Annotated in this window: 18 protein-coding genes; 13 read left to right on the top strand and 5 right to left on the bottom strand. The window is 75.7% G+C overall.

The genetic code is table 11. The annotated features are described in order from the left end of the window. Positions 1-103: 103 nt before the first annotated feature. Positions 104-2,743 (bottom strand): tetratricopeptide repeat protein, encoded by a 2,640-nt coding sequence (locus AC6CH9_RS17330; protein WP_498156012.1) that lies wholly within the window; start codon positions 2,741-2,743, stop codon positions 104-106. Between the two features lie 215 nt (positions 2,744-2,958). Between AC6CH9_RS17330 and AC6CH9_RS17335 the strand changes: the two genes are divergently transcribed. Together AC6CH9_RS17335 and AC6CH9_RS17340 are read left to right on the top strand one after the other, a co-directional pair. Next, on the top strand, positions 2,959-3,732 hold the full coding sequence (locus AC6CH9_RS17335) for a DUF1266 domain-containing protein (protein WP_498156013.1): 774 nt from the start codon (positions 2,959-2,961) through the stop codon (positions 3,730-3,732). Positions 3,733-3,807: 75 nt separating this feature from the next. Beyond that, on the top strand, positions 3,808-3,948 hold the full coding sequence (locus AC6CH9_RS17340; protein ID WP_498156014.1) for a hypothetical protein: 141 nt from the start codon (positions 3,808-3,810) through the stop codon (positions 3,946-3,948). Between the two features lie 101 nt (positions 3,949-4,049). Here AC6CH9_RS17340 and AC6CH9_RS17345 read toward each other — a convergent pair whose 3' ends face one another. Next, entirely contained in the window at positions 4,050-4,835 is a 786-nt protein-coding gene (locus tag AC6CH9_RS17345; RefSeq protein ID WP_498156015.1) for an LLM class F420-dependent oxidoreductase, read from the bottom strand. Between the two features lie 118 nt (positions 4,836-4,953). On the opposite strand from AC6CH9_RS17345, the gene AC6CH9_RS17350 reads away from it, so the two are divergent. The 9 genes from AC6CH9_RS17350 to AC6CH9_RS17390 all read left to right on the top strand — a co-directional run bounded on the left by AC6CH9_RS17350 (position 4,954) and on the right by AC6CH9_RS17390 (position 13,663). Then, positions 4,954-5,643 carry an LmeA family phospholipid-binding protein gene (locus tag AC6CH9_RS17350; protein ID WP_047231058.1) on the top strand — a complete coding sequence of 230 codons (690 nt, stop codon included), beginning with the start codon at positions 4,954-4,956 and terminating at the stop codon, positions 5,641-5,643. Positions 5,644-5,662: 19 nt separating this feature from the next. Further along, positions 5,663-6,832, top strand: coding sequence for a DNA glycosylase AlkZ-like family protein (locus tag AC6CH9_RS17355; protein ID WP_498156016.1), 1,170 nt, complete (start codon positions 5,663-5,665; stop codon positions 6,830-6,832). Between the two features lie 79 nt (positions 6,833-6,911). After that, positions 6,912-7,520 carry a hypothetical protein gene (locus AC6CH9_RS17360; RefSeq protein ID WP_498156017.1) on the top strand — a complete coding sequence of 203 codons (609 nt, stop codon included), beginning with the start codon at positions 6,912-6,914 and terminating at the stop codon, positions 7,518-7,520. Positions 7,521-7,535: 15 nt separating this feature from the next. After that, the gene (locus AC6CH9_RS17365) at positions 7,536-7,931 is read left to right on the top strand and encodes a MerR family transcriptional regulator (protein WP_498156018.1); all 396 of its coding nucleotides are present in this window, start codon (positions 7,536-7,538) and stop codon (positions 7,929-7,931) included. Between the two features lie 52 nt (positions 7,932-7,983). After that, positions 7,984-9,024 carry an aldo/keto reductase gene (locus AC6CH9_RS17370; RefSeq protein WP_498156019.1) on the top strand — a complete coding sequence of 347 codons (1,041 nt, stop codon included), beginning with the start codon at positions 7,984-7,986 and terminating at the stop codon, positions 9,022-9,024. A gap of 107 nt (positions 9,025-9,131) precedes the next feature. Then, the gene (locus AC6CH9_RS17375) at positions 9,132-10,427 is read left to right on the top strand and encodes an FAD-binding protein (protein ID WP_498156020.1); all 1,296 of its coding nucleotides are present in this window, start codon (positions 9,132-9,134) and stop codon (positions 10,425-10,427) included. A gap of 310 nt (positions 10,428-10,737) precedes the next feature. Beyond that, positions 10,738-11,682: an ABC transporter substrate-binding protein gene (locus AC6CH9_RS17380; protein ID WP_498156021.1), complete on the top strand. Its 945-nt coding sequence runs from the start codon at positions 10,738-10,740 to the stop codon at positions 11,680-11,682. A 152-nt stretch (positions 11,683-11,834) separates the two neighbouring features. Next, complete coding sequence (locus AC6CH9_RS17385; protein WP_498156022.1) at positions 11,835-12,848, top strand: amino acid ABC transporter permease; 1,014 nt, start codon at positions 11,835-11,837, stop codon at positions 12,846-12,848. A gap of 50 nt (positions 12,849-12,898) precedes the next feature. Then, complete coding sequence (locus tag AC6CH9_RS17390; RefSeq protein WP_498156100.1) at positions 12,899-13,663, top strand: amino acid ABC transporter ATP-binding protein; 765 nt, start codon at positions 12,899-12,901, stop codon at positions 13,661-13,663. Positions 13,664-13,673: 10 nt separating this feature from the next. On the opposite strand, the gene AC6CH9_RS17395 is transcribed toward AC6CH9_RS17390, so the two are convergent. After that, positions 13,674-13,898 (bottom strand): hypothetical protein, encoded by a 225-nt coding sequence (locus AC6CH9_RS17395; protein ID WP_498156023.1) that lies wholly within the window; start codon positions 13,896-13,898, stop codon positions 13,674-13,676. Positions 13,899-14,094: 196 nt separating this feature from the next. Between AC6CH9_RS17395 and AC6CH9_RS17400 the strand changes: the two genes are divergently transcribed. Continuing rightward, the gene (locus tag AC6CH9_RS17400) at positions 14,095-14,535 is read left to right on the top strand and encodes an SRPBCC domain-containing protein (protein ID WP_498156024.1); all 441 of its coding nucleotides are present in this window, start codon (positions 14,095-14,097) and stop codon (positions 14,533-14,535) included. A 30-nt stretch (positions 14,536-14,565) separates the two neighbouring features. On the opposite strand, the gene AC6CH9_RS17405 is transcribed toward AC6CH9_RS17400, so the two are convergent. After that, positions 14,566-15,597, bottom strand: coding sequence for a hypothetical protein (locus AC6CH9_RS17405; RefSeq protein ID WP_498156025.1), 1,032 nt, complete (start codon positions 15,595-15,597; stop codon positions 14,566-14,568). 208 nt (positions 15,598-15,805) lie between these two features. Here AC6CH9_RS17405 and AC6CH9_RS17410 point away from each other — a divergent pair, with 208 nt between their 5' ends. Beyond that, on the top strand, positions 15,806-19,699 hold the full coding sequence (locus AC6CH9_RS17410) for a TM0106 family RecB-like putative nuclease (RefSeq protein ID WP_498156026.1): 3,894 nt from the start codon (positions 15,806-15,808) through the stop codon (positions 19,697-19,699). Between the two features lie 67 nt (positions 19,700-19,766). Here the strand turns inward: AC6CH9_RS17410 and AC6CH9_RS17415 are convergent, their stop codons facing one another. Next, a complete protein-coding gene (locus AC6CH9_RS17415; RefSeq protein ID WP_498156027.1) occupies positions 19,767-20,513 on the bottom strand; it encodes a hypothetical protein in 747 nt (248 codons plus the stop codon). Between the last annotated feature and the right edge of the window lie 263 nt (positions 20,514-20,776).

A 20,776-nucleotide genomic window follows, 5' to 3' on the forward strand; every position in this document is an offset into this window, starting at 1 on the left:
CCCGCGCGGGGTGCCGCATGTTCCCGGACGCCGTACGTGATCGGATGCTGAGACGGCGGAGCGGTCTCAGGCTCTGCCGGGAGCCTCGCCGTCGTGCCGGCCGTCACGGTCGTCGGCGCCGACCCCGCGCCCGCCCCGCGGCTGCGAGACCGCGCCGCGCACGGGCTTCCTCGGCGGCGTCGTCGAGCTCGACGGCGAGCGCGCGGGCCGCGTCGTGCAGGTCCGCCGCGCGCGAGGCGTCGCCCCCGGCGAGCACGGCCTCCCCGAGCGCGTTGAGCGCCTCCGTCTCGACGAGCCGTGCGCGCACGCGGCGCGCCAGCTCGACCGCGTCCTCGCCCACGCTCACGGCCTCGGCGACGGACCCCGCGGCGAGCAGCGCGGTCGCGAGGGCGCTGCGGGCCTCGGCCTCGGCGTCGGGGTCCCCGAGCGCGACGGCCGCGTCGACCGCGGCACGCAGCTCCACGAGCCCGGCCCCCGCCGCGTCGGTGCGTGCGAGGAGCCGACCGACGTGCACCCGTGCCCGCGTCGCCAGCCCCGCGTCGCCCAGAGAGGTCGCGCTCGCGAGGGCGTCGCGGTGCAGCGCGAGCGCGCGGTCGAGGCTGCCCTCCGCCTCGGAGAGGATCGCGGCGTTGCTCGACACGATCGCGACGTTGAGGACGTCGCCCACGCGACGTGACAGCGCGAGCGCCCGGTCGTAGCCGTCGCGCGCGTCGTCCCGCCGCCCGAGGATGCGGTGCACGTCGGCCAGGTTGCCGACGGCGCGGCCCTCGCTCACGGGGTCGCCCGCGGTCCGCGCGCCGGCCGCCGCGTCGCGGTACGCCGTCTCGGCCTCGTCGAAGCGGCCGAGCCGCTTGTACACGTTGCCGACGCGGTTGAGCGTCTGGCCGGGACGCGGGTCGTCGCCGCGCTCGAGCGAGCGGACGAGCTGGGCGAGCGCCTCGTCGTACCGGCCGAGCCGTTCGAGCGCGCGCCCGAGGTCGCGCCCGGCCTGGGACCGCCCGGAGGGCCGTCCGTGCTCGACCGCCGCCGTGTGCACCGCGACCGCGTCGCCCCAGCGCCCCGCCGAGTCGAGGTACGGCGCGAGCAGGGCGGAGAGGTCGGTCACCGGGTCGGCGAGCTCGTGCTCCGCGGCGAGCGCCGACGTCGCGACGAGCAGGTCCCGGTGGGTGTCGAGCCACGCGAGCGCGACGTCGGTGGTGCTCCTCACCGCCGCGGCGCCCGACGCGGCGGAGCCCGACCCGGTCGGACCCTGCTCGGCCGAGCGCCCGGTCACGTCGTGGTGAGGCGCCGCTGCGCGCACGGCGGGCCGGGCGTCGTCGAGCAGCCGGGCGGCGAGGCGCCCGACGGCCGCAGCCCGCGCGGAGAACGGGTCGTCGGACCGGGCGAGGTCGGCGGCGAGGGCGCGGACGGCGTCGGGCACGACGACCTCGCCGCGCGGCCCGCTCGTGAGGAGGTGAGCGCGCCCCAGCGCGGCGAGCGCGTCCCGGCTCTCGCTCGTCGAGACGCCGAGGAGCACGGCGACCCACGCGGCGTCGAGCGGCACCGGGACGAGGGCGAGGAGGCGCAGGGCTCGGGCGTGGTCCGCGGGGAGGTCGCGGTGCGCCGCGGCGAGCGCGGGGTGCAGGGCCGGTCCGGGGAGGTCCTCCACCCGGCGGGCGTGGTCGGCGAGCGACCAGCCGGGCCGGGCGCGGACGTCGTCGGCGACGCGCACCAGCGCGGCGGGGAGGCCCCCGCACGCGCGGACCAGCCGGGTGGCCGCGCTCGGCTCGGCGACCGCGCGGTCCGCGCCGACGAGCGACCCGAGGAGCGCGAGCGCGTCGGCCTCGGGGAGCGGGTCCAGGGTCGTCCCGGCCGCGCCGGGGAGGTCGAGCACGTGGTGCGCCGTGGCCACGACGCGTGCCCCGGCCGGCAGGTGCGCGACGACGTCCGCGACCTGGGCGGCGGAGGTCACGCCGTCGAGGACGACCGTCGTGCGGCGCCCGGCGAGCGCGGCCGCGAGGGCCGCGGCGAGCGCGAGGACGTCGCGCGCCTGCGCGTCCGGCGGCGGCGCGCCGAGCGACTGGAGCAGCGCGTCGAGCACGACGGCGGCCGGTGGCGCCTCAGCGGCAGGCACCCCGCGCAGGTCGACGAGCGCGACGACGTCCGCGGGGACCTCGCGCGCGACGGCGAGCGCGACGCTCGTCGTCCCCGTCCCGGCGAGGCCGGTGACGGTCGCGACGCGCGGCGCCGCACCGCCTCCGTGCGCGTCCTGCTCACCCGTCGCCGCCGCGAGCACCGCGACCACCCGTGCGACCTCGCCGTCCCGGCCGACGAGCGGACGGTCGGGCACCACGTCCCCTGTCCGCACGGTCGGTGACCCGCCGGGCCGCCCGTCCAGGGCGCGCGGCGGCCCGGTGCGTGACGCCTCGCCCGGCCCCGCGCCGGTCGCGGACGCCGCCCGCGCCGCCGTCCGGTACGCGGCGCGCCACCCCGCGGGTCGGGGGTCGCCGAGGACCTGCGCGACGTCGGCGAGGAGGTCCACGTCGAGCCGCGTGCGGCCCGCACGGAAGACGTCGTAGACGGTCACGCGGCCCGGCCGGGCCTCCGCTGCTGGGACGCCCCGGGCGGTGCGGAGCGCGCCGACGCGCCGCGCGATCGCGGTGTACGACGGCTCGCCCGCCCAGGCCCGGAGCGCACGCAGTCGTACCGCGAGCTCGTCCACCGACTCGGCGCCCACGGGGGACGGTGGGGGGTCGGGGGGCATCGCGCCAGGCTAGCGACGGCCACCCGCCGCCGCCCGACGTGGTCTCGCCGTGCGGAGGCGCCAGGCGGGGGCGACCGGGTGAAACCTGCGGCGGCGTCGTTCGGGTTCGTTCGGGATCCGTGCCCCGGGGCGACACCACGGTCACGCTGCCGGAGGCCGCGACGACCGCGGCGCGACGGACCGCGTCGGTGGCGCGGGGAGACGAAGGAGCGACGGTGGGCCTGTTCGACAAGCTCAAGGACATGTTTTCGGGGACCGCGGACCTGTACGCGAAGGAGGACGCGCCTGCGCTCACGCCCGCGCAGCAGCGGGGCCTCGCGCTGGGTGCGGTCTACGCCGTGGAGGGCGTGCTGCCGATCAACGCGCTGACCGTGGAGGCGGACGCCCGCACGGCCGCGAAGCCGCTCGCGGCCGGATGGGACGTGCGGGGCGCCGACGACGTCGAGCGCACGTACGAGTTCCTGCTCACCCAGGGGCACCGCGGCTACTACGCGATCGCGATGCCCAAGGTCGAGGAGCTGTACTCGGGCCGGCTGAGCCGCCGGGACGCGAAGGGCGCGGCCGAGCAGCACGCCGCGCAGGTGCGGCAGGAGGCGACGGCGCGCGGGCTCGACCCCGAGCGTGCGGTCGCGTTCTACCAGGGCTGGAGCGCGTCGGCGCAGGTGGGCGGGCACGGCGAGCTCGCGGACCCGCTGCCGCCGTCGATCGCGGCGTGGGACGCGGCGCGGGTCGTGCACGTCAGCCGCCTGGCGGTCGACGCCGGGTTCGTCACGCAGGAGCGGGCGTGGGCGGCGATCGAGGAGGCCGTCGTGATGTCGCGCCCCGCGTACGCGTCGTGGGAGCAGTTCGGCGACGGGTTCCTCGCCGGGCGCGCGTTCTGGTCGGCGGGCAACCGGACCCCGATCGACCAGGACCTGCCCGACTTCAAGCGCGCGGTGCGGCGTCTCCTGGACACCGAGTCGTCGCCGTGGCGGACACTGTCGTACTGACGGCGGCCGACCCGCGCCCGGCGGGCGGCAGCGGACGGTCTTCCAGGGATCGAGCGACGGGACGGAGGGCGGACGGTGCACCGGTCGCCGTGGTGGTGGCGGGCAGGGGTCCTGCTCGTCGTGGTCGGCGTCGGCACGGCGGTCGTGCTCGCGGACGACGGCCTGCGCTCGGAGGTCCATGCGGCGCTGTCGAACCTCGCGCGGGCGCTGTTCTGACGACGGACGCGCCGTCGAGAACGACGGCACGCCCCGTCGAGCACGACCTTGCTGTCGCCATGAGCCTCAGAACGGCAGCAAGGTCGTGCTCGGCGCGGTGGTCAGCCCTGCGCGTCGCGCCAGGCGACCCACTCCCGCACGAGCGACAGGTCGTAGTCCGGCCCGCTCGTGCCGACCGTGAACAGCGTCGCGCCCGCGGCCACGAGCGCGTCCGCGGACTCCGACGGCGGCCGTGACACGCCGACCGAGCGCTCGACGAGCGCGGCGGTGTCGCGGCCGACGGCCTCGCCGTGCTCGTCGAGGATCGCGCTCTTGCGTGCGAGCGTCTCCGCGTCGCCGAACGAGTGCCACACGTCCGCGTGCTCCGCGACGACGCGCAGGGTCTTGCGCTCGCCGCCGCCACCGACGAGCACGGGGATGTCGCGCGTCGGTGTGGGGTTCGACGCCGCCCACCGGGTCTTGATGCGCGGCAGCGCCTCGGCGAGGTCGGCGATGCGCCCGCCCGCGGTGCCGAACTCGTAGCCGAACCGGTCGTAGTCCTTCTGGAACCAGCCCGCGCCGATCCCGAGGATCAGGCGCCCGCCGCTGATGTGGTCGACCGTCCGCGCCATGTCGGCCAGGAGGTCGGGGTTCCGGTAGCTGTTGCAGGTCACGAGGGCGCCGATCTCGACGCGCTCCGTCTGCTCGGCCCACGCGCCGAGCATGGTCCAGCACTCGAAGTGCTTGCCGTCGGGGTCGCCGGTCAGGGGGAAGAAGTGGTCCCAGTTGAAGATGACGTCGACGCCGAGGTCCTCCGCGCGCAGCACGGCGTCGCGGACCTGGGCGTAGTCGGCGTGCTGCGGCTGGAGCTGGACGCCGATGCGGTACGGATGCCGGGATGAGGTCATGCCGGGCAATCTACGTCGGGGTCGAGAACGACGACACCCCGCGTCGAGCACGAGGTTGCCGTCGCCACGAGCGTCAGAACGACAGCAAGGTCGTGGTCGGCGGACCTAGGGTGGGCGCATGAAGCGACTGGTGGGCCTGCTCGTGACGCTCGTGGTGCTCGTGGCGGTCGCCGTCGTGGCGGACCGGGTCGCGGTCGGCGCCGCGGAGCGCGGCGCGGTGACCGCGTTCGAGCAGCAGGCCGACGACGTCTCCGGGGCGCAGCTCGACATCACCGGGTTCCCGTTCCTCACGCAGCTCGCGCGCGGCGAGCTGACGCACGTCACCGGCTCGGCGGACTCCGCGTCCTTCGGCGGCTACGCGATCTCCGACCTCCAGGTCGAGGCCGACGGCGTGAGCACGTCGGAGCCGTACCGCATCGCGTCCGGGACCGCGTCGGGGGTCATCGCCGCCGAGTCGCTCCAGCAGATCGTCGCGGAGCAGACGGGCCTGGACGTGGGGATCACCGCGTCCGACGACGTCCTCTCGCTGGCCTTCGACCTCCTCGGCGCCACGATCACGGTCGACGTCACGCCGCGCGTCTCCGGGCCGGCCGAGCTCGCCGTCGACGTGGTCGCGGTCCGCACGGGCCTCGGGACGGTGTCGGTCGACGACCTCCCGTCCGGGATCTCCCGCGCCCTGTCCGACCTGCGGGTCCCGCTCGACCTGCCCGACGGCGTCGCGCTCGACTCCGTGTCCGTCGTCGACGGCGGGGTGCGCGTCACGGTGACGGGGACCGACGTCGTCGCCGAGGACCTGGTGGCGTCGTGACCGGCGCGGGACGGTCGCGGTGAGCGAGGCGCCCGTGGACGAGCGCCACGTGCTCGCGGCGCGCCTCGCCGCGCAGCGCCTGCGGTCGCCCGACCTGCCCGACGTCCCGAGCGCGGTCGGGCACCTCGTCGCGGTGCAGGGCCAGGAGTTCCAGCCCGCGCTGTGGGGCCTCACGCGGAGGGTGCGGCCGGACGCACGGCCCGGCGCGGCCGGGGCCGCCGCGGCCTGCGACCGCGGGGAGGTGGTCCGCACGCACGTGCTGCGCCCCACGTGGCACCTCCTGCGTCCCGACGACGCCCGCTGGCTCGTCGAGCTCAGCGCGCCGCGCGTGCACCAGGCCAACGGGACGATGTACCGGCAGGTGGGCACCGCCGGGCACGCGGCGGAGATCGACCTCGTCGTCGCGGCCGTGCAAGAGCGGCCCCGCACCCGGCGCGAGCTCGCCGGACTGCTCGCCGCCCACGGGCGCCCGCTCGAGGGACTCGCGCTCGGGTACGTGCTCGCGCACGCCGAGCTCGACCGGCTGCTGATCAGCGGTCCCCTCGACGGGAAGCAGCAGACGTTCGCCGCGTTCGACGACCGCGTGCCGCCGGGCTACGGTCCGCTCGGCGAGCGGTTCGACCGCGACGCCGCGCTCGTCGAGCTGCTGCGCCGCTACCTCGCGAGCCGGGCGTACGCGACGGTCAAGGACGTCGCGCAGTGGTCGGGGTTCACGCTCACGGACGTGCGGCACGCGCTCGACCTGCTCGGCGACGAGGTCGTGGCCGTCCCGGGCGCGGGCTCGCTGGACGGCGCGACCCTGTGGCGGCTCGCCGACGCCGACCCCCGGGTGCTCGCACCTGAGTCGTTCGCGGGCGCCGTCGCGCCCGACGGCGACCCGGCCCGACCGGTCGTCGACCTGCTCCAGAGCTACGACGAGCTCTTCATGTCCTACGGCGAGACGCGCGCGGTCGTCGTGGCCGACGGCGTCGGCCTCGGCGACCGGCTCGGGTCGTTCATCCACGCCGTCGCGGTCGACGGCGTCGTCGTCGGACGGTGGCGATGGGTGGTCGGGACGCGCGACGTCGTCGTCGAGCCGCAGTGGCGCCGCGCGCCGACGCTCGCGGAGACGGCGGCGTTCGACGAGCAGGTCGCCGCCGTCTCCGCCCACTGGGCGCGCGCCGCTGACACCGCCTCGTCGCGCCGGTAGGGTGCGGTCACACCCGCAGAGCGGCGGGTCGCGCGGGGACAGGGGGACGACGATGCACGACGCCACGCCGAGGGACGAGATGCCCACCGAGGGGTCGGCCGCCGACGGTGGACCCGGGCGTCGCCCGCCCACGCGGGCCCTCCTCGTGGGAGGAACGCTCGTCGTCGCCGTCCTCGGGCTCGGGATCGCCGCGGCGCTGACCGGCCGCGCGGCAGGGACCGAGCCGAGCGACGCCGTCGGCGGTGCACCGGCCGCGGATGCGCCCGACGCCGACCCGGCGCTCGCCGCGGAGACCTCGGCACCCCCACCCGCGGAGACGAACGGGGTGCAGGCGTGCGGCGGCTACGCAGGCTCCGCGGGGACGGCGATCCAGGTCCGGGGCGACGACGGCGAGCCGGCCGAGCTCGGCGGGCTCGAGGGGTGGTGGAACAGCACGCCGGCGAGCGACGCCGGGGGCTGGCTCGACGTCGAGAAGTGGCCCCGTCAGGTGCTCGACCACCCCGCCACGGTCACCGTCGAGACGACGACCGGCACCGTCCTGGAGTCGTTCGACCGCCGCACGTGCACCGGCGTCGAGGGCTGGACGGCGCCGGACCTGTCCGCGCTCCCGCCCTCGACCGTCGTCGTGCTCGACGCCGAGACGGGTGAGGTCCTGGCCGAGCACCCCGTGGAGCTCGTGACGCCCTGAGCGCACACTGGTCGGATGACGGCTCTCGCGACGGACCGCGGCCTGACCATCGCCGAGGCGGCGGAGGCGACCGGGCTCACCACGCACACGCTGCGCTACTACGAGCGCGACGGGCTGCTGCCCGACCCGGTCGAGCGTGCGTCGTCGGGCCACCGGCGGTACCGCGAGCAGGACCTGGCCTGGGTCACGCTCGTCACGCGGCTGCGCGCGACCGGCATGCCCGTGCGCGAGGTGCGCGCGTACGCGGAGCTGGTCCGTGCCGGGGAGGGGAACGAGGCCGAGCGGCTCGACCTCCTGCGCGCGCACCGCGAGCGCGTGCGCGCCGAGCTCGAGGCGGTGCGGACGCACCTCGACGCGATCGAGCACAAGATCGACGTGTACGAGGCCCGCACCACGCGAGAGGACTGCTGACTGCCCGCGCACCCCTTGACTTCGAGCGCGCTCGAAGAAGCAGCCTGGGGTCATGACCCGCACGAGCTCCTCCACCCTCCCCACCCGGACCCTCGGCAGCGCCCGGAACGGCACCGCGCTCGACGTCGGCGCCCTCGGCCTCGGCTGCATGGGCATGTCCGCCTACTACGGCGCGACGAGCGGCGCCGGCTCCGCGACGGACGCCGAGTCCGTCGCCACGATCCACCGCGCGCTCGACCTCGGCGTCACGCTGCTCGACACCGCTGAGGTGTACGGCCCTCACACGAACGAGGAGCTCGTCGGGAGGGCCCTGCGGTCCTCCGGCGTCGACCGCGACCAGGTCGTCGTGGCGACCAAGTTCGGCTTCCGCTTCGCGCCCGACGGCTCGCGCGGCCTCGACTCGCGCCCCGAGAACGTGCGGCGCGCCCTCGACGGGAGCCTGCGGCGCCTGGGCGTCGACCACGTCGACCTCTACTACCAGCACCGCGTCGACCCCGACGTCCCGATCGAGGAGACCGTCGGCGCGATGGCGGAGCTCGTCCAGGCGGGCAAGGTCCGCCACCTCGGGCTCTCGGAGGCGGGCGCCGACACGATCCGCCGCGCGCACGCCGTCCACCCGATCACCGCGCTCCAGACCGAGTACTCGCTGTGGACGCGCGACGTGGAGGCCGACGTCCTGCCGACAGTGCGCGAGCTCGGGATCGGCCTCGTGCCGTACTCGCCGCTGGGCCGCGGCTTCCTCACCGGCGCGATCCGGTCGGCCGACGACCTCGCCCCCGACGACTTCCGGCGCAGCAACCCGCGGTTCGTCGGAACCGCGCTCGAGGCCAACCTCGCGCTCGTCGAGCGGGTGCGCGCCCTCGCCGACGCGAAGGGCGTCACGGCCGGCCAGCTCGCGCTCGCGTGGGTCCTCGCGCAGGGCGACGACGTCGTCCCCATCCCGGGGACCCGCCGCGTCGCGCGCGTCGAGGAGAACGTGGGCTCGGCGGCCGTCGTGCTGGGCCCTGAGGACCTCGCGGCGCTCGCGGACGCCGTGCCGGCGAGCGCCGTCGTCGGCGACCGGTACGCGGACATGACGCCGCTCGGTCGCTGACCCGAGCACGCCGCTGCCCGTCGTCGAGCACGACATGGAGGTCGTCCTGGGCGCCAGAACGACCCTCATGTCGTGTTCGGCGGGGAGGGGGGTGGGAGGGTGGGGGCGTGACGACTTCGACCGAACCCGCCCGGCCTGCCAACTGGGCCGGGAATCTCACCTACTCCTCCGCCGAGGTCGTGCACCCCGCGACGCCGGACGCGCTCGCCGACGTCGTACGGCGGTCGCCGCGCGTCAAGGCGCTCGGGTCGCGGCACTCGTTCGGGGACGTCGCAGACACGCCCGGGACGCACGTCGTCCTCGACCGGTACGACGACGGCCGACCGCCCGTCGTGGTCGACCCCGCCACGGGCGTGGCGTCGGTCGCGGCGGGGCTGCGGTACGGCGACGTGACACGGCAGGTACAGGCCGCGGGCCGCGCGCTCGCGAACCTCGCGTCGCTCCCGCACATCTCCGTCGCGGGGTCTGTCGCGACGGCGACCCACGGCTCGGGCGACGAGGTCGGCTCGCTCGCGAGCGCCGTCGTCGGGCTGGAGCTCGTCACGGGCGACGGCGAGCGGCGCCTCCTGCGACGCGACGACGCGGACTTCCCCGGCGCGGTCGTCGCGCTCGGGGCGCTGGGCGTGGTGACGCGGGTCGAGCTCGAGACCGTCCCGACGTTCGACGTGCGCCAGGACGTGCACGTCGGGTTGCCCTGGGACGCGGTGACGGCGCACTACGACGAGCTCACGGCGTCGGCGTACTCGGTGAGCCTCTTCACCGACTGGGGGCCTGACGGCGTGCAGCAGGTCTGGCGCAAGTCGCGCCTCGCCCCCGGGGAGGCCGGGGCCGCGCGTGAGGACCTCTTCGGGGCGACGCCCGCCGCGACGATGCTGCACCCCCTGCCCGGCGTCGACCCCGTGCACTGCACGCGCCAGCTCGGCGAGCCCGGCCCGTGGAACGAGCGGCTGCCGCACTTCCGGCTCGACTTCACGCCGAGCAACGGCGCGGAGCTCCAGTCGGAGTACCTCGTGCCGCGCGCCCGGGCGCAGGACGCGTTCGCGGCGATGCGCGACCTCGGCCCGCGCGTGACCCCGCTGCTCCAGGTGGGGGAGGTCCGCACCGTCGCGGCCGATGCCGCTCCGCTGTGGCTCAGCCCGTTCGACGGCCCGGCCGTCGGCGTGCACCTCACGTGGAAGCCCGTGCCCGACGACGTCGCGCGCGTCCTGTCCGATGTCGAGGCCGCGCTGCTCCCGCTCGGCGCGCGCCCGCACTGGGGCAAGCTCTCGCACGCGCTCGTCCACGACCCGGGCTCGGTCGCGACGCTCTACCCGCGGTTCGACGACTTCGGCGAGCTCGTGCAGCGGTACGACCCCGACGGCCGCTTCCTCGGCGGCTACGTCGAGCGCCTCCTGGCGAGCTGACCCCCGCGGCGCCGCCCGCCGAACACGCCCCCATCCGCCGTCGAGCACGAGATGAAGGTCGTTATCGGGCGCAGAGCGACCCCCATGTCGTGTTCGGCGGGGTGGTTCGTCACGGTTCGGCGTCGATGTTCCTGCCGGTTTGGTGAGGAGAGCCGTGCGGCCTCACACTCGTGCGCAGGTGCTGCGCACCGCCGGGTCCTCTGTTCCCCGTACGTTCCTCGGCCCCCGGGCCGGGTGCTGACGTAACACGACGGAGACGATCGGTGTCTACGCTGCCCCTGCCCGGCCCCCACCCCGATCGGAGAACACTGTGCGTACGACCCTACGCAAGCTTCCCCTCGGCCTCGTCGCGCTCACCGCGACGAGCGCCCTCCTGCTCACCGCGTGCACCGACGCGTCCCAGACCGGGACGGACGGCAGCACCGCAGGGTCCGACGAGACGTCGTCCGCGCCGTCGTTCGACCCTTCGACGGTCGAGGTCGACGACGCGGCCGCCGCGCTGCTGCCCGAGGACGTCGCGTCCGCGGGGACGCTCGTCGTCGCCTCGAACACGGAGTACGCGCCCGCCGAGTTCATCGACGCGGACGGCACGACCCCGATCGGCTTCGACATCGACGTCATCAAGGCCGTCGGCGCGACGCTCGGGCTCGACGTCGAGGTCCAGTCGGCCGACTTCCCGGCGATCATCCCGGCGCTGGGCACCAAGTACGACGCCGGCATCTCCTCCTTCACGATCACGGAGGAGCGCATGAAGGAGGCCAACATGATCTCCTTCCTCAACGCGGGCTCCGCGTACGCGGTCGCGGCGGGCAACCCGGACGACGTCGACCCGGCGAGCCTGTGCGGGCTGACCGTCGCCGTCCAGACGGGCACCATCCAGGACGAGGACATCGCCGTGCAGAGCCAGGCGTGCACCGACGCGGGCGAGGAGAAGATCGACATCCTCCAGTACGAGTCGCAGTCCGACGCCACGACGAACGTCGCGGGCGGCAAGGCGCAGGTCCTCTACGCCGACTCGCCGGTCATCGGCTACGCGGTCGAGCAGACCGGCGGCCAGCTCGAGCAGCTCGGCGACGTGTTCGACAGCGCGCCCCAGGGCGTCGTCGTCGCGAAGGACGACACCGAGCTCGCCGCCGCGATCCAGGCGGCGCTCCAGTCGCTCATGGACAGCGGCCAGCTCGTCGAGATCCTCGACGCGTGGGGCAGCGGCGACGCCGCGCTCGACACCGCGGAGATCAACCCGTCCGTCGGCTGACACGCCCGCGCAGCCTCAGCCCATCCCCCCAGTCCCCGCCGTGTCGCGGGCGCCCACCCGGCGCCCGCGACCGGCACACTGGACGCCTGCGCGGACGACGCCGTCCGCGCGGCCCGGCTCGTGCCCCGAGCCCCGACACCCCGAGGTGCACCATGACCGGTAGGACACCCGGCGGCGACGCCGCCGGCGCACCGGGCGACGACCCGGTCCCCGACCGCATCCACGCCCGACCCGTCCCGCGGCCCGGCCGGTGGATCTCCGCCGTCGTGCTGCTGATCCTCGCCGCGATGGCCGCCAACGCCCTGCTGACGAACGAGAAGTTCCGCTGGGACGTCGTCTGGCTCTACTTCCGCGACGTGACGGTCGTGCGCGGCGTGGGCTGGACGCTCGTGCTGACGTTCTGCTCGATGGCGATCGCGATCGTGCTCGCCGTGCTGCTCGCGATCATGCGACGGTCGGACAACCCCGTCATGAAGTCGGTGAGCTGGGGCTACATCTGGTTCTTCCGCGGCACCCCGATCTACACCCAGCTCGTGTTCTGGGGTCTCGTGTCGGTGCTCTACCCCCGCCTGAGCCTCGGCATCCCGTTCGGCCCCGAGTTCTTCGAGTTCCGGACGGCGGACCTGTTCACGGCGTTCGTGTGCGCGCTCATCGGGCTCTCGCTCAACGAGGCGGCGTACCTCGCGGAGATCGTGCGCGCCGGTCTCGGGTCCGTCGACCCGGGCCAGACCGAGGCGGCCAAGGCGCTCGGCATGAAGGACGGCAAGATCCTGCGGCGCATCGTGCTGCCGCAGGCGATGCGCGTCATCGTGCCTCCGACGGGCAACGAGACCATCTCCCTGCTCAAGACGACGTCCCTCGTGCTCGCGGTGCCGTTCACGCTCGACCTCCAGTACTCGACCAACGCCATCGGCAACCGGATCTTCCTGCCGATCCCGCTGCTCATGGTCGCGGCGATCTGGTACCTGCTCATCACGAGCGTCCTCATGGTCGGCCAGCACTACATCGAGCGGTACTACGGTCGCGGGTTCGGCACGCAGACGGCGGCCCGACGCCGCGGACGCGGGCCGGGAGGCACGGGCGGCCGCAGGAAGCCCAGCAAGCAGGACCTCATCGCCGCGTCCGGCACGACCAAGGACGACCCCTTCCTGGAGGTGACCCCGTGAGCGGGACGCAGGACGCGCCGTCGCGCACGAGCGACACGACCACCGCCCCGATGGTGCAGGTCGAGGGCCTGCACAAGATGTTCGGCGACCTGCACGTGCTCCGGGGCGTGGACCTCGAGGTCCCGCGCGGCTCGGTGTGCGTCGTCCTGGGACCGTCCGGGTCCGGCAAGTCGACGCTCCTGCGCTGCGTCAACGAGCTCGAGGAGATCACCGGCGGGCGCATCCGCGTCGACGGCGAGCTCATGGGCTACCGCGAGGTGACCAAGGACGGGCGTACCCGCCTGTACCGCCTGCACCCCAAGGTCGTCGCGCGCCAGCGCTCGCGGATCGGCATGGTGTTCCAGCGGTTCAACCTGTTCCCGCACATGACGGCGCTCGAGAACGTCGCGGAGGCGCCGGTCCAGGTGCAGGGGCTCGGGAAGGCGGCCGCGCGGGCACGGGCCACCGAGCTCCTGGAGCGCGTCGGCCTCGCCGACCGCGCGGACCACTACCCGGCGCAGCTCTCCGGCGGGCAGCAGCAGCGCGTGGCGATCGCGCGGGCGCTCGCCATGGAGCCCGAGCTCATGCTGTTCGACGAGCCGACGTCGGCGCTCGACCCCGAGCTCGTCGGCGAGGTGCTGGCCGTCATGCGCGACCTCGCGCGGTCCGGCATGACGATGATGGTCGTGACGCACGAGATCGGGTTCGCGCGCGAGGTCGCGGACACCGTCGTCTTCATGGACGAGGGCGTCATCGTCGAGCAGGGCACGCCCGACCAGGTGCTCGGCGACCCGCAGCACGAGCGCACGCGGTCGTTCCTCGCGCACGTGCTGTAGGGAGGTCCCCTCAGCCCGCGCGGCGGCGGCGCGGGAGCGCGGGGGCGTCGTGCCCCGGGGCGAGGCGGGGCGAGAGGCCCGTGGGGCGTGCGACCGTGACCATCTCTCCGCTGAGCGCCCGGCCCAGGTGCACGAGCGGCAGCATGTTCTCGTGCTCGACCACGAGCGCGTCGTAGATCGGGGTCTCGCTGTCCGGGGCGTGGGAGCGGGTGTTGGAGGGAGATCGCGTCAGCACGCCTCCCACCTTCGGTGAACGACGTGCGTTCCGCGACCGGAAGCGGTGACGTGTCCGTGAGACGTTCGTGGAGACCGGGCGCGCACGCCGAGCACCGGCGCCGACGAGCCACCGGTGGCGCGACGTCGTCGGGCGCGGTTCACTGCATCCGGACGCGCACCGGCCGCCGCGTCCCGGTCGCACCCGGGAGGACCGCATGAGCCTCGCCCCGATCGTCCACGAGCTCCGGCTCGCGTGCCCCGTCGAGGTCGCGTTCGACACGTACGTCGACCGGATCGCGGAGTGGTGGCCTCCGGGATACACCGAGGACGCCCGCTCGTTCACCGGCCTCGTCGTCGAGCCCGTGGTCGGCGGTCGCGTGGTCGCGTCCCACGGTGCGGACGAGCAGGTGTGGGGGCGTGTCACCCTCTGGGAGCGCGCGACCCACCTCGCGCACACCTTCACCCCCGGGCAGCCCCCGGGCCGGGCGTCGCTCGTGCGGCTCGACCTGCGGCCGAGCGCGACCGGGACCGCCGTGCGGTTCGAGCACGGCGGGTGGGCTCCCGGCAGCGAGCGCGTGCGGTCGCGCTTCACCGGGTGGCCGCGCATCCTCAGCCGCTACGCGCACCTCGCCGAGCACCCCGACCCGGAGAAGTGAGCTCCGGGCTCGCGGGCGTCCACCGCGGTCTCACCAGCCCCAGTCGCCCCAGTCCCAGCCGCCGTCGTCGGTGTTCCCGTCGTTCCCGTTGTTGCCGTTGCCGTTGTTCCCCGGACCGGGCTGGTTCTGCTGGTCGCGCTCGTCCTGCTGCTTCTGCCGGTCGTCGAGCTCCTGCGACCGCTTGGCGGCGTCCTCCTCGGCCTTCGTGATCGCCGCCTCGCGCTCGGTGAGCTGCGTCGTCGCCGCGTCGAGCTCGGCCCGCTGGGCCTCCAGGTCGGCACGCTCCGACTCGAGCTGCTCGCGCTCGGCCGCGACCTCGCTCTGCACGCGCTGCGCCTCGGCCTTCTCGCGCTGCGCCTCGCCCTGCGCGGAGAGCGTCAGGCCGATGCCGACGAGCAGGCCGAGGGCGACACCCGCGAGACCGACGGCGGTCGGGACGAGCCACCGGCGGCCGCGGTCGGGGGCGGCGTCCTCGTCGTCGTCGGCGCCGGGGAGCGCGAGCGGACCGACACCCCCGGGGGTGCGCGCCGGGTTCGCCGTCGCGCGCGGCGGTGCCGCGGCCGGGCCGGCGGGCGTCGGGCCGACGGCCACCACGCCGGACCGTGCGGCTCCGGCCGAGACCGTCGGGGCCGCGCCCGCGACCGCCGGGCGGGCGGCCGGGTCGTCGAGCAGCGCGCCGAGCGCGGGGAGGATCATCGTCGAGCCGGCGACCGGGTGGTCGTCGACGGCGCCCGTCGCGACCGGGGCGAGCGTCGCCACGTGCGTCGCGTCGACCCCCGGGCCGGTGGGGGGTGCGCCGACGACCGGGGTCGCCCCGGAGGAGCGCGCGCGCAGCGACCGGCGTGTCGGCGTCCCGGGCCCGGAGGGCAGGGGCTCGGTCGTGCGGAGGACCGGCGCGTCCGGGAGGGGCACGGGGACCGGGGGCCCCGAGGCCGCGGCGTCCTCCCAGAACACCCAGCCCGGGGGCGGGGCCGGCCAGGACGGGTCCGGGTGCCAGTCGGTCGTGGGGGTGAAGCCCTGGGGGACGGGCCACCCCGGGGGCGGCACGAACCGCACGGCCATGGGGTCCTCCTTCGGTAGCGTCCGGCGCACGGTCGACGGGGACGCAGGGTCTCGACGGGGCTCCGGGTTCGACGGGAACAGTAGGGGAGTCGTGGCCACCGGCACGAATCGGCGCCGCGGCGTGGGTGGCCGCTGGTAGAACGGACGCAGACCGGCGAGGCGGCCCAGCTCCCGCCCGGCGGCGATCGTCCCCGACCCGGAGGTGTGCGTGTTCCTCGTCGACGAGCCGGCGCTGCGGACCGTCGCGGCCGATCCCGGCCGGACCGTCACGGGCAGCGCGCCCGCGCGCGAACGCGTCCTCGTGCACTCGGCGAGCGACCTCGTCGTCGCCGCCGACTGCGAGTACCGGCTCCTGTGCCGGCTCGACGAGCAGCTCGGCCGTGCCCCGCGTCCCGACGCCGGTGAGGACGCCATGCTCGCGCGCACCGCGGCGCTCGGCGCGCGGCACGAGCGCGAGGTCCTCGCCGGCTACGAGGCCGAGCACGGTGCGTTCGACCCGACGACGGGCCGCGGCGTCGTGCGCCTCGAGGCGCCGGGCGGGGTCTCCTGGGACGAGCTCGTGGCAGCCCAGGCGAGCACGCTCGCCGCTCTCGAGGCCGGCGCCGACGTCGTGCACCAGGCGGCGTTCTTCGACGGCTCCTTCCACGGGCGCGCCGACTTCCTCGTCCGGACCGGCACCGACGACACGGGGGCGGCCCGCTACGCCGTCGTCGACACCAAGCTCGCGCGGCGCGCCAAGGTCCCCGCGCTGCTCCAGCTCGCCGCGTACGTTGACCAGCTCCAGGCCGCGGGCGTGCCCGTCGACCCCGACGTCTCGCTCGTGCTCGGCACGCGTGAGCGCACGTCGCACCGCCTCGCCGACCTCCTGCCCGTGTTCCGGGACCGCCGCGACCACCTCGTCCGGCTCACGGCCGAGCACGTCGCGCGCGACGGTCGCGCCCCCTGGGACGACCCGGGCGTCCGGGCTTGCGGGCGCTGCGCCGACTGCCGGGCGCAGATCGACGCGCACCGCGACGTGCTGCTCGTGGGCGGGGTGTACGAGTCGCAGCGCGCACGGCTGCACGCGGCGGGGATCCGCACGATCGACGAGCTCGCGGCCGCGACCGACGAGACGCCGGTCCCCGGCGGCATGAGCCGGTCCACGTTCGCGAAGGTCCGACGTCAGGCCGCGCTCCAGCTCGGCACGGGCCCGTCCGACGGCACGGTCGTGTGGGCCGACGCGTCGGGGCCGCACGAGCTCTCGTGGCGCATCGACGACCCGGCCCCGGTGCTCGCGCTGCCCGCGCCGAGCCCGGGTGACGTCTTCTTCGACTTCGAGGGCGACCCGCTGTGGACGGACGCGGGCGGCACGAGCTGGGGCCTCGACTACCTGTTCGGCTGGGTCGAGCGTCCCGACGCGCCCGAGGACCGCCCGCCCTTCCACGCGCTGTGGGCGCACGACCTCGCGGCGGAGCGCGACGCCCTGGTCGCGTTCGTCGACCACGTCAACGCGCGCCGCCGCACGTACCCGGACCTGCACGTCTACCACTACGCCGACTACGAGCGCGCGCACCTGCTCGCCATCGCCGCGCGGCACGGCGTGTACGAGGAGGAGGTCGACGACCTCCTGCGCGACGGCGTCCTCGTCGACCTCTACGCCGTCGTGCGCCAGGCGCTGCACGTCTCCGACAAGTCCCGGTCGATCAAGAAGCTCGAGCCGCTCTACATGGGCGACGAGCTGCGCACCGGCGACGTGACCACCGCCGCCGCGTCCGTCGTCGCGTACGCGGAGTACACCGCGCTGCGCGAGGCCGGCCGCGACGACGAGGCGGACGAGCTGCTCCGCGGGATCGCGGACTACAACCGGTACGACTGCGTGTCGACGCTGCGGCTGACGGACTGGTTGCGGCGTGCGGTCGCTGCTCGTGACGACGCGACGGTCGGCCTGGGTGCGGGGTCGGGGGAGACGCGCGCCGTCTACCCTCCGCATCCTCGTCCCTCGGATGCTCCCGCCAGGCCCGCCACGACGGCGCGCGTCTCCCCCGACCCCGCTGCGTCCGTCGCCTCTGCCCGGGGCGAGTCCGCGGCCGACAGCCGTGGGGAGGCTTCGGCGGAAGGGATCGCCGTGCAGGAGCGGTCGTCCGCGGTGGTGCTGGAGGAGGAGATCCGGCAGGTCGTGGGGGAGGACCGGGCCCGGCGCGGCGCCGACGAGCGGGCGCTCGCCCTCTACGGCGCGGCCACCGGGTACTTCCGGCGGGAGGCGAAGCCGTTCTGGCACGAGCACTACTCGCGGCTCTCGCTCCCGGTGGACGAGTGGCTGGGGCGCCGCAACGCGTTCCTCGTCGAGCAGGCCGAGGTCGTCTCGGGCTGGGAGGTCGAGCCAGGACGCCGGACGTGGTCGCGCCGCCTCGAGCTCGTGGGCCGGCTCCCGGAGGGCAGCGACCTGCGCATCGGCGTGGCGCCGTACGTCCTCTACGACCCGCCGCTGCCGCCGTGCGTCAAGACCGCGGCCGACGGGGTACGTGGCTGGCTCACGGGCGCGTCGATCGTGGACGCGGTGCGTCGAACGACGCCCGCGGGCGAGCGGGACGTGCTGGTCGTGCGCGAGCAGCTCCCGACCGGTGCCGAGCCGTTCGACGCGACCCCCGTCGCGCTCACCCCGTCGCCGGGCCCGAGCGCGAAGCCGCTCGAGGCGGCGGCGGAGGCCGCGGCACGGACCGCGCTCCGGACGTGGCAGACGACGGGCGCGCTGCCGCGCGACGCCGCGACCGACGTGCTCCTGCGGCGGAACCCACGGCTCGCGCCGGCGACCGCCGCAGGTTCGGACGGCCTCCACGTGCTGGAAGGTCACGACGGCGCGCACTTCCCGGAGGGCGCCGACGGAGCGACCGGGCCCGGGCTCCCGCCCGTCGTGGACGGCGACGTCGTCGCGGCGGTCACGGCCGCCGTCGAACGGCTCGACGACTCGTACCTCGCGGTCCAGGGCCCGCCCGGGACCGGCAAGACGTACGTCGGGTCGCGCGTCGTCGCGCGGCTCGTCGCACGAGGCTGGCGGGTCGGTGTCGTCGCCCAGTCGCACGCCGTCGTCGAGAACACGCTGCGGGCGGTCGTGCTCGGGGCGGGCGTCCCGCGCGAGGTCGTGGCGAAGAAGATCGCGGCGGACGGGCCGTCGGCGCGCGCCGTGTGCGACGAGCTCGACGGCGCCCACCTCGCGACGTTCGCGACGCAGCCGGGGCCGCGCGTCGTCGGCGGGACCGCCTGGGACTTCGCGGCCGACCGGCTCCCGGCCGGAACGTTCGACCTGCTCGTCGTCGACGAGGCCGGTCAGCTCTCGCTCGCGACCACGGTCGCCGTGTCGCGTGCCGCCCGCCGGCTCCTCCTTCTCGGCGACCCGCAGCAGCTCCCGCAGGTGAGCCAGGGGCGCCATCCGGAGCCCGTCGACCGGTCCGCGCTCGGCTGGCTGGCCGACGGCCACGGTGTGCTGCCCCCGGGGCGCGGCTACTTCCTGCCGACCACCTGGCGCATGCACCCGCGCCTCGCGCAGGCCGTCTCGACCCTCGCGTACGAGGACCGTCTCCATGCGCACCCGTGCACCGCGGAGCGCGAGCTCGACGGCGTCCTTCCCGGGGTCGAGCAGGTGCTCGTGGAGCACGCGGGGAACTCGGTGCGCTCGCCCGAAGAGGCGGCCGAGGTCGTCCGCCAGGTCGAGCGGGTCCTCGGGCGGACGTGGACGACGACCGTCGGCGGGGTGGAGGAACGCCGTCCGCTCGGGCAGGGGGACGTCCTGGTCGTCGCGGCGTACAACGCGCAGGTGTGGGCCGTGCGCGCGGCGCTCGAGTCGGCTGGGTACCCGGACGTCCAGGTGGGCACGGTCGACCGGTTCCAGGGCAAGGAGGCGCCGGTCGTCGTCGTGACGCTCGCCGCCTCGTCGGGCCGCGAGGCGTCGCGCGGGCTCGGGTTCCTGCTCTCGCGGCACCGGGTCAACGTGGCGGTGTCGCGCGCGCAGTGGAGCGCGGTCGTCGTGCGCTCGCCCGGACTCACCGACCTCCTGCCGCACTCCCCGCGGGGCGTCGAGGAGCTCGGTGCCTTCCTCGGGCTGACGGGCTCCGCGCCCGGCGGCTGAGCGTCGTCCGCCCGGCCGAGCACGCTCCGCCCGGCCGGGCGAGGTGGAACCGGCGGTGTGCGCCGGGTCAGAACTCCCCGAAGCCGCCGAAGTCGTCGAATCCTCCGCCGAAGTCGCCGCCGCCGAAGTCCCCACCGCCGTCGTAGCCGCCGCCGTCGTCGCCGCCCGCGTGCTCGCCCGTCGCCTCGACCGCTCCGCCGTCGCCGCCCTCGGCGGCGCCAGGATCCTCGGCGCCCTGCTCGGCCGCCGCGTCCTCCGCGACGGGCTGCGTCGGGTCGGCGAACGCGGGCCCGAACAGCGCGTTCGCGACCGCCGAGCCGATGACGACGCCCGCGATCGTGCCGAGCAGGCTCGAGCCGACCATGGCGCCGAACCCGGGTGCGCCCTGGCCGCGGCCGGCGAACGTGCGCTCGAGCGTGCCGGGTTGGCGCATCTCGGCGCGCGTCGCCATCCGGGCGAGGTCCTGCGGTGCGTCGGACGTCGCGCGCTCCGACGCCGGGACCTGCTCACCCAGCTCGGTGAGCACCTGCCGTCGCTGCTCGGGCGTCAGGCGGGCGAACGCCTCGGCGTGCGCCTGCTCGACCTGGTCCGGCGGCGCGGTGCGCAGCAGGTACCGGTAGCGGTCGACCGCGACCTGGTCGGGCGTGCGGGGCCCGGCCGCGCCGACGCGCGCGTCCTGCGGCGCGCTGCCGTAGACGGGCTGAGCGGGGTTCTGAGTGGGGTGCTGCGCGGCCGAGCCGTAGGGGCTCGCCTGCTGCGGCGCACCGTACGGGTCACGCGGCTCGCGGCCGAGGAGCCGGTCCAGGAATCCCATGGGTCGTCCTCCGAGTTCGGTGGCGCGGCGTCGGACGCTCGCGCGGGGGTCGTGGCCGGTACGGCTCACTCCCGGATCAACGCGGACCCCCGGCCCGCGGTTCCGCCTGCGCCGCCGAACCCGGGGTCGAGCGTCACGCGTGCCGCCGCGTGCCCCACGACCCCGGGTTCGCGGGGCCGCGCTCTCCGCCGAACCCGGGGTGACGCGTCATGTCGACCGTCGCGTGACCCACAGCCACGGGTTCGGCACCTCACCCGACGAAC

The sequence above is a fragment of the Cellulosimicrobium sp. GQ32 genome (assembly GCF_059758455.1).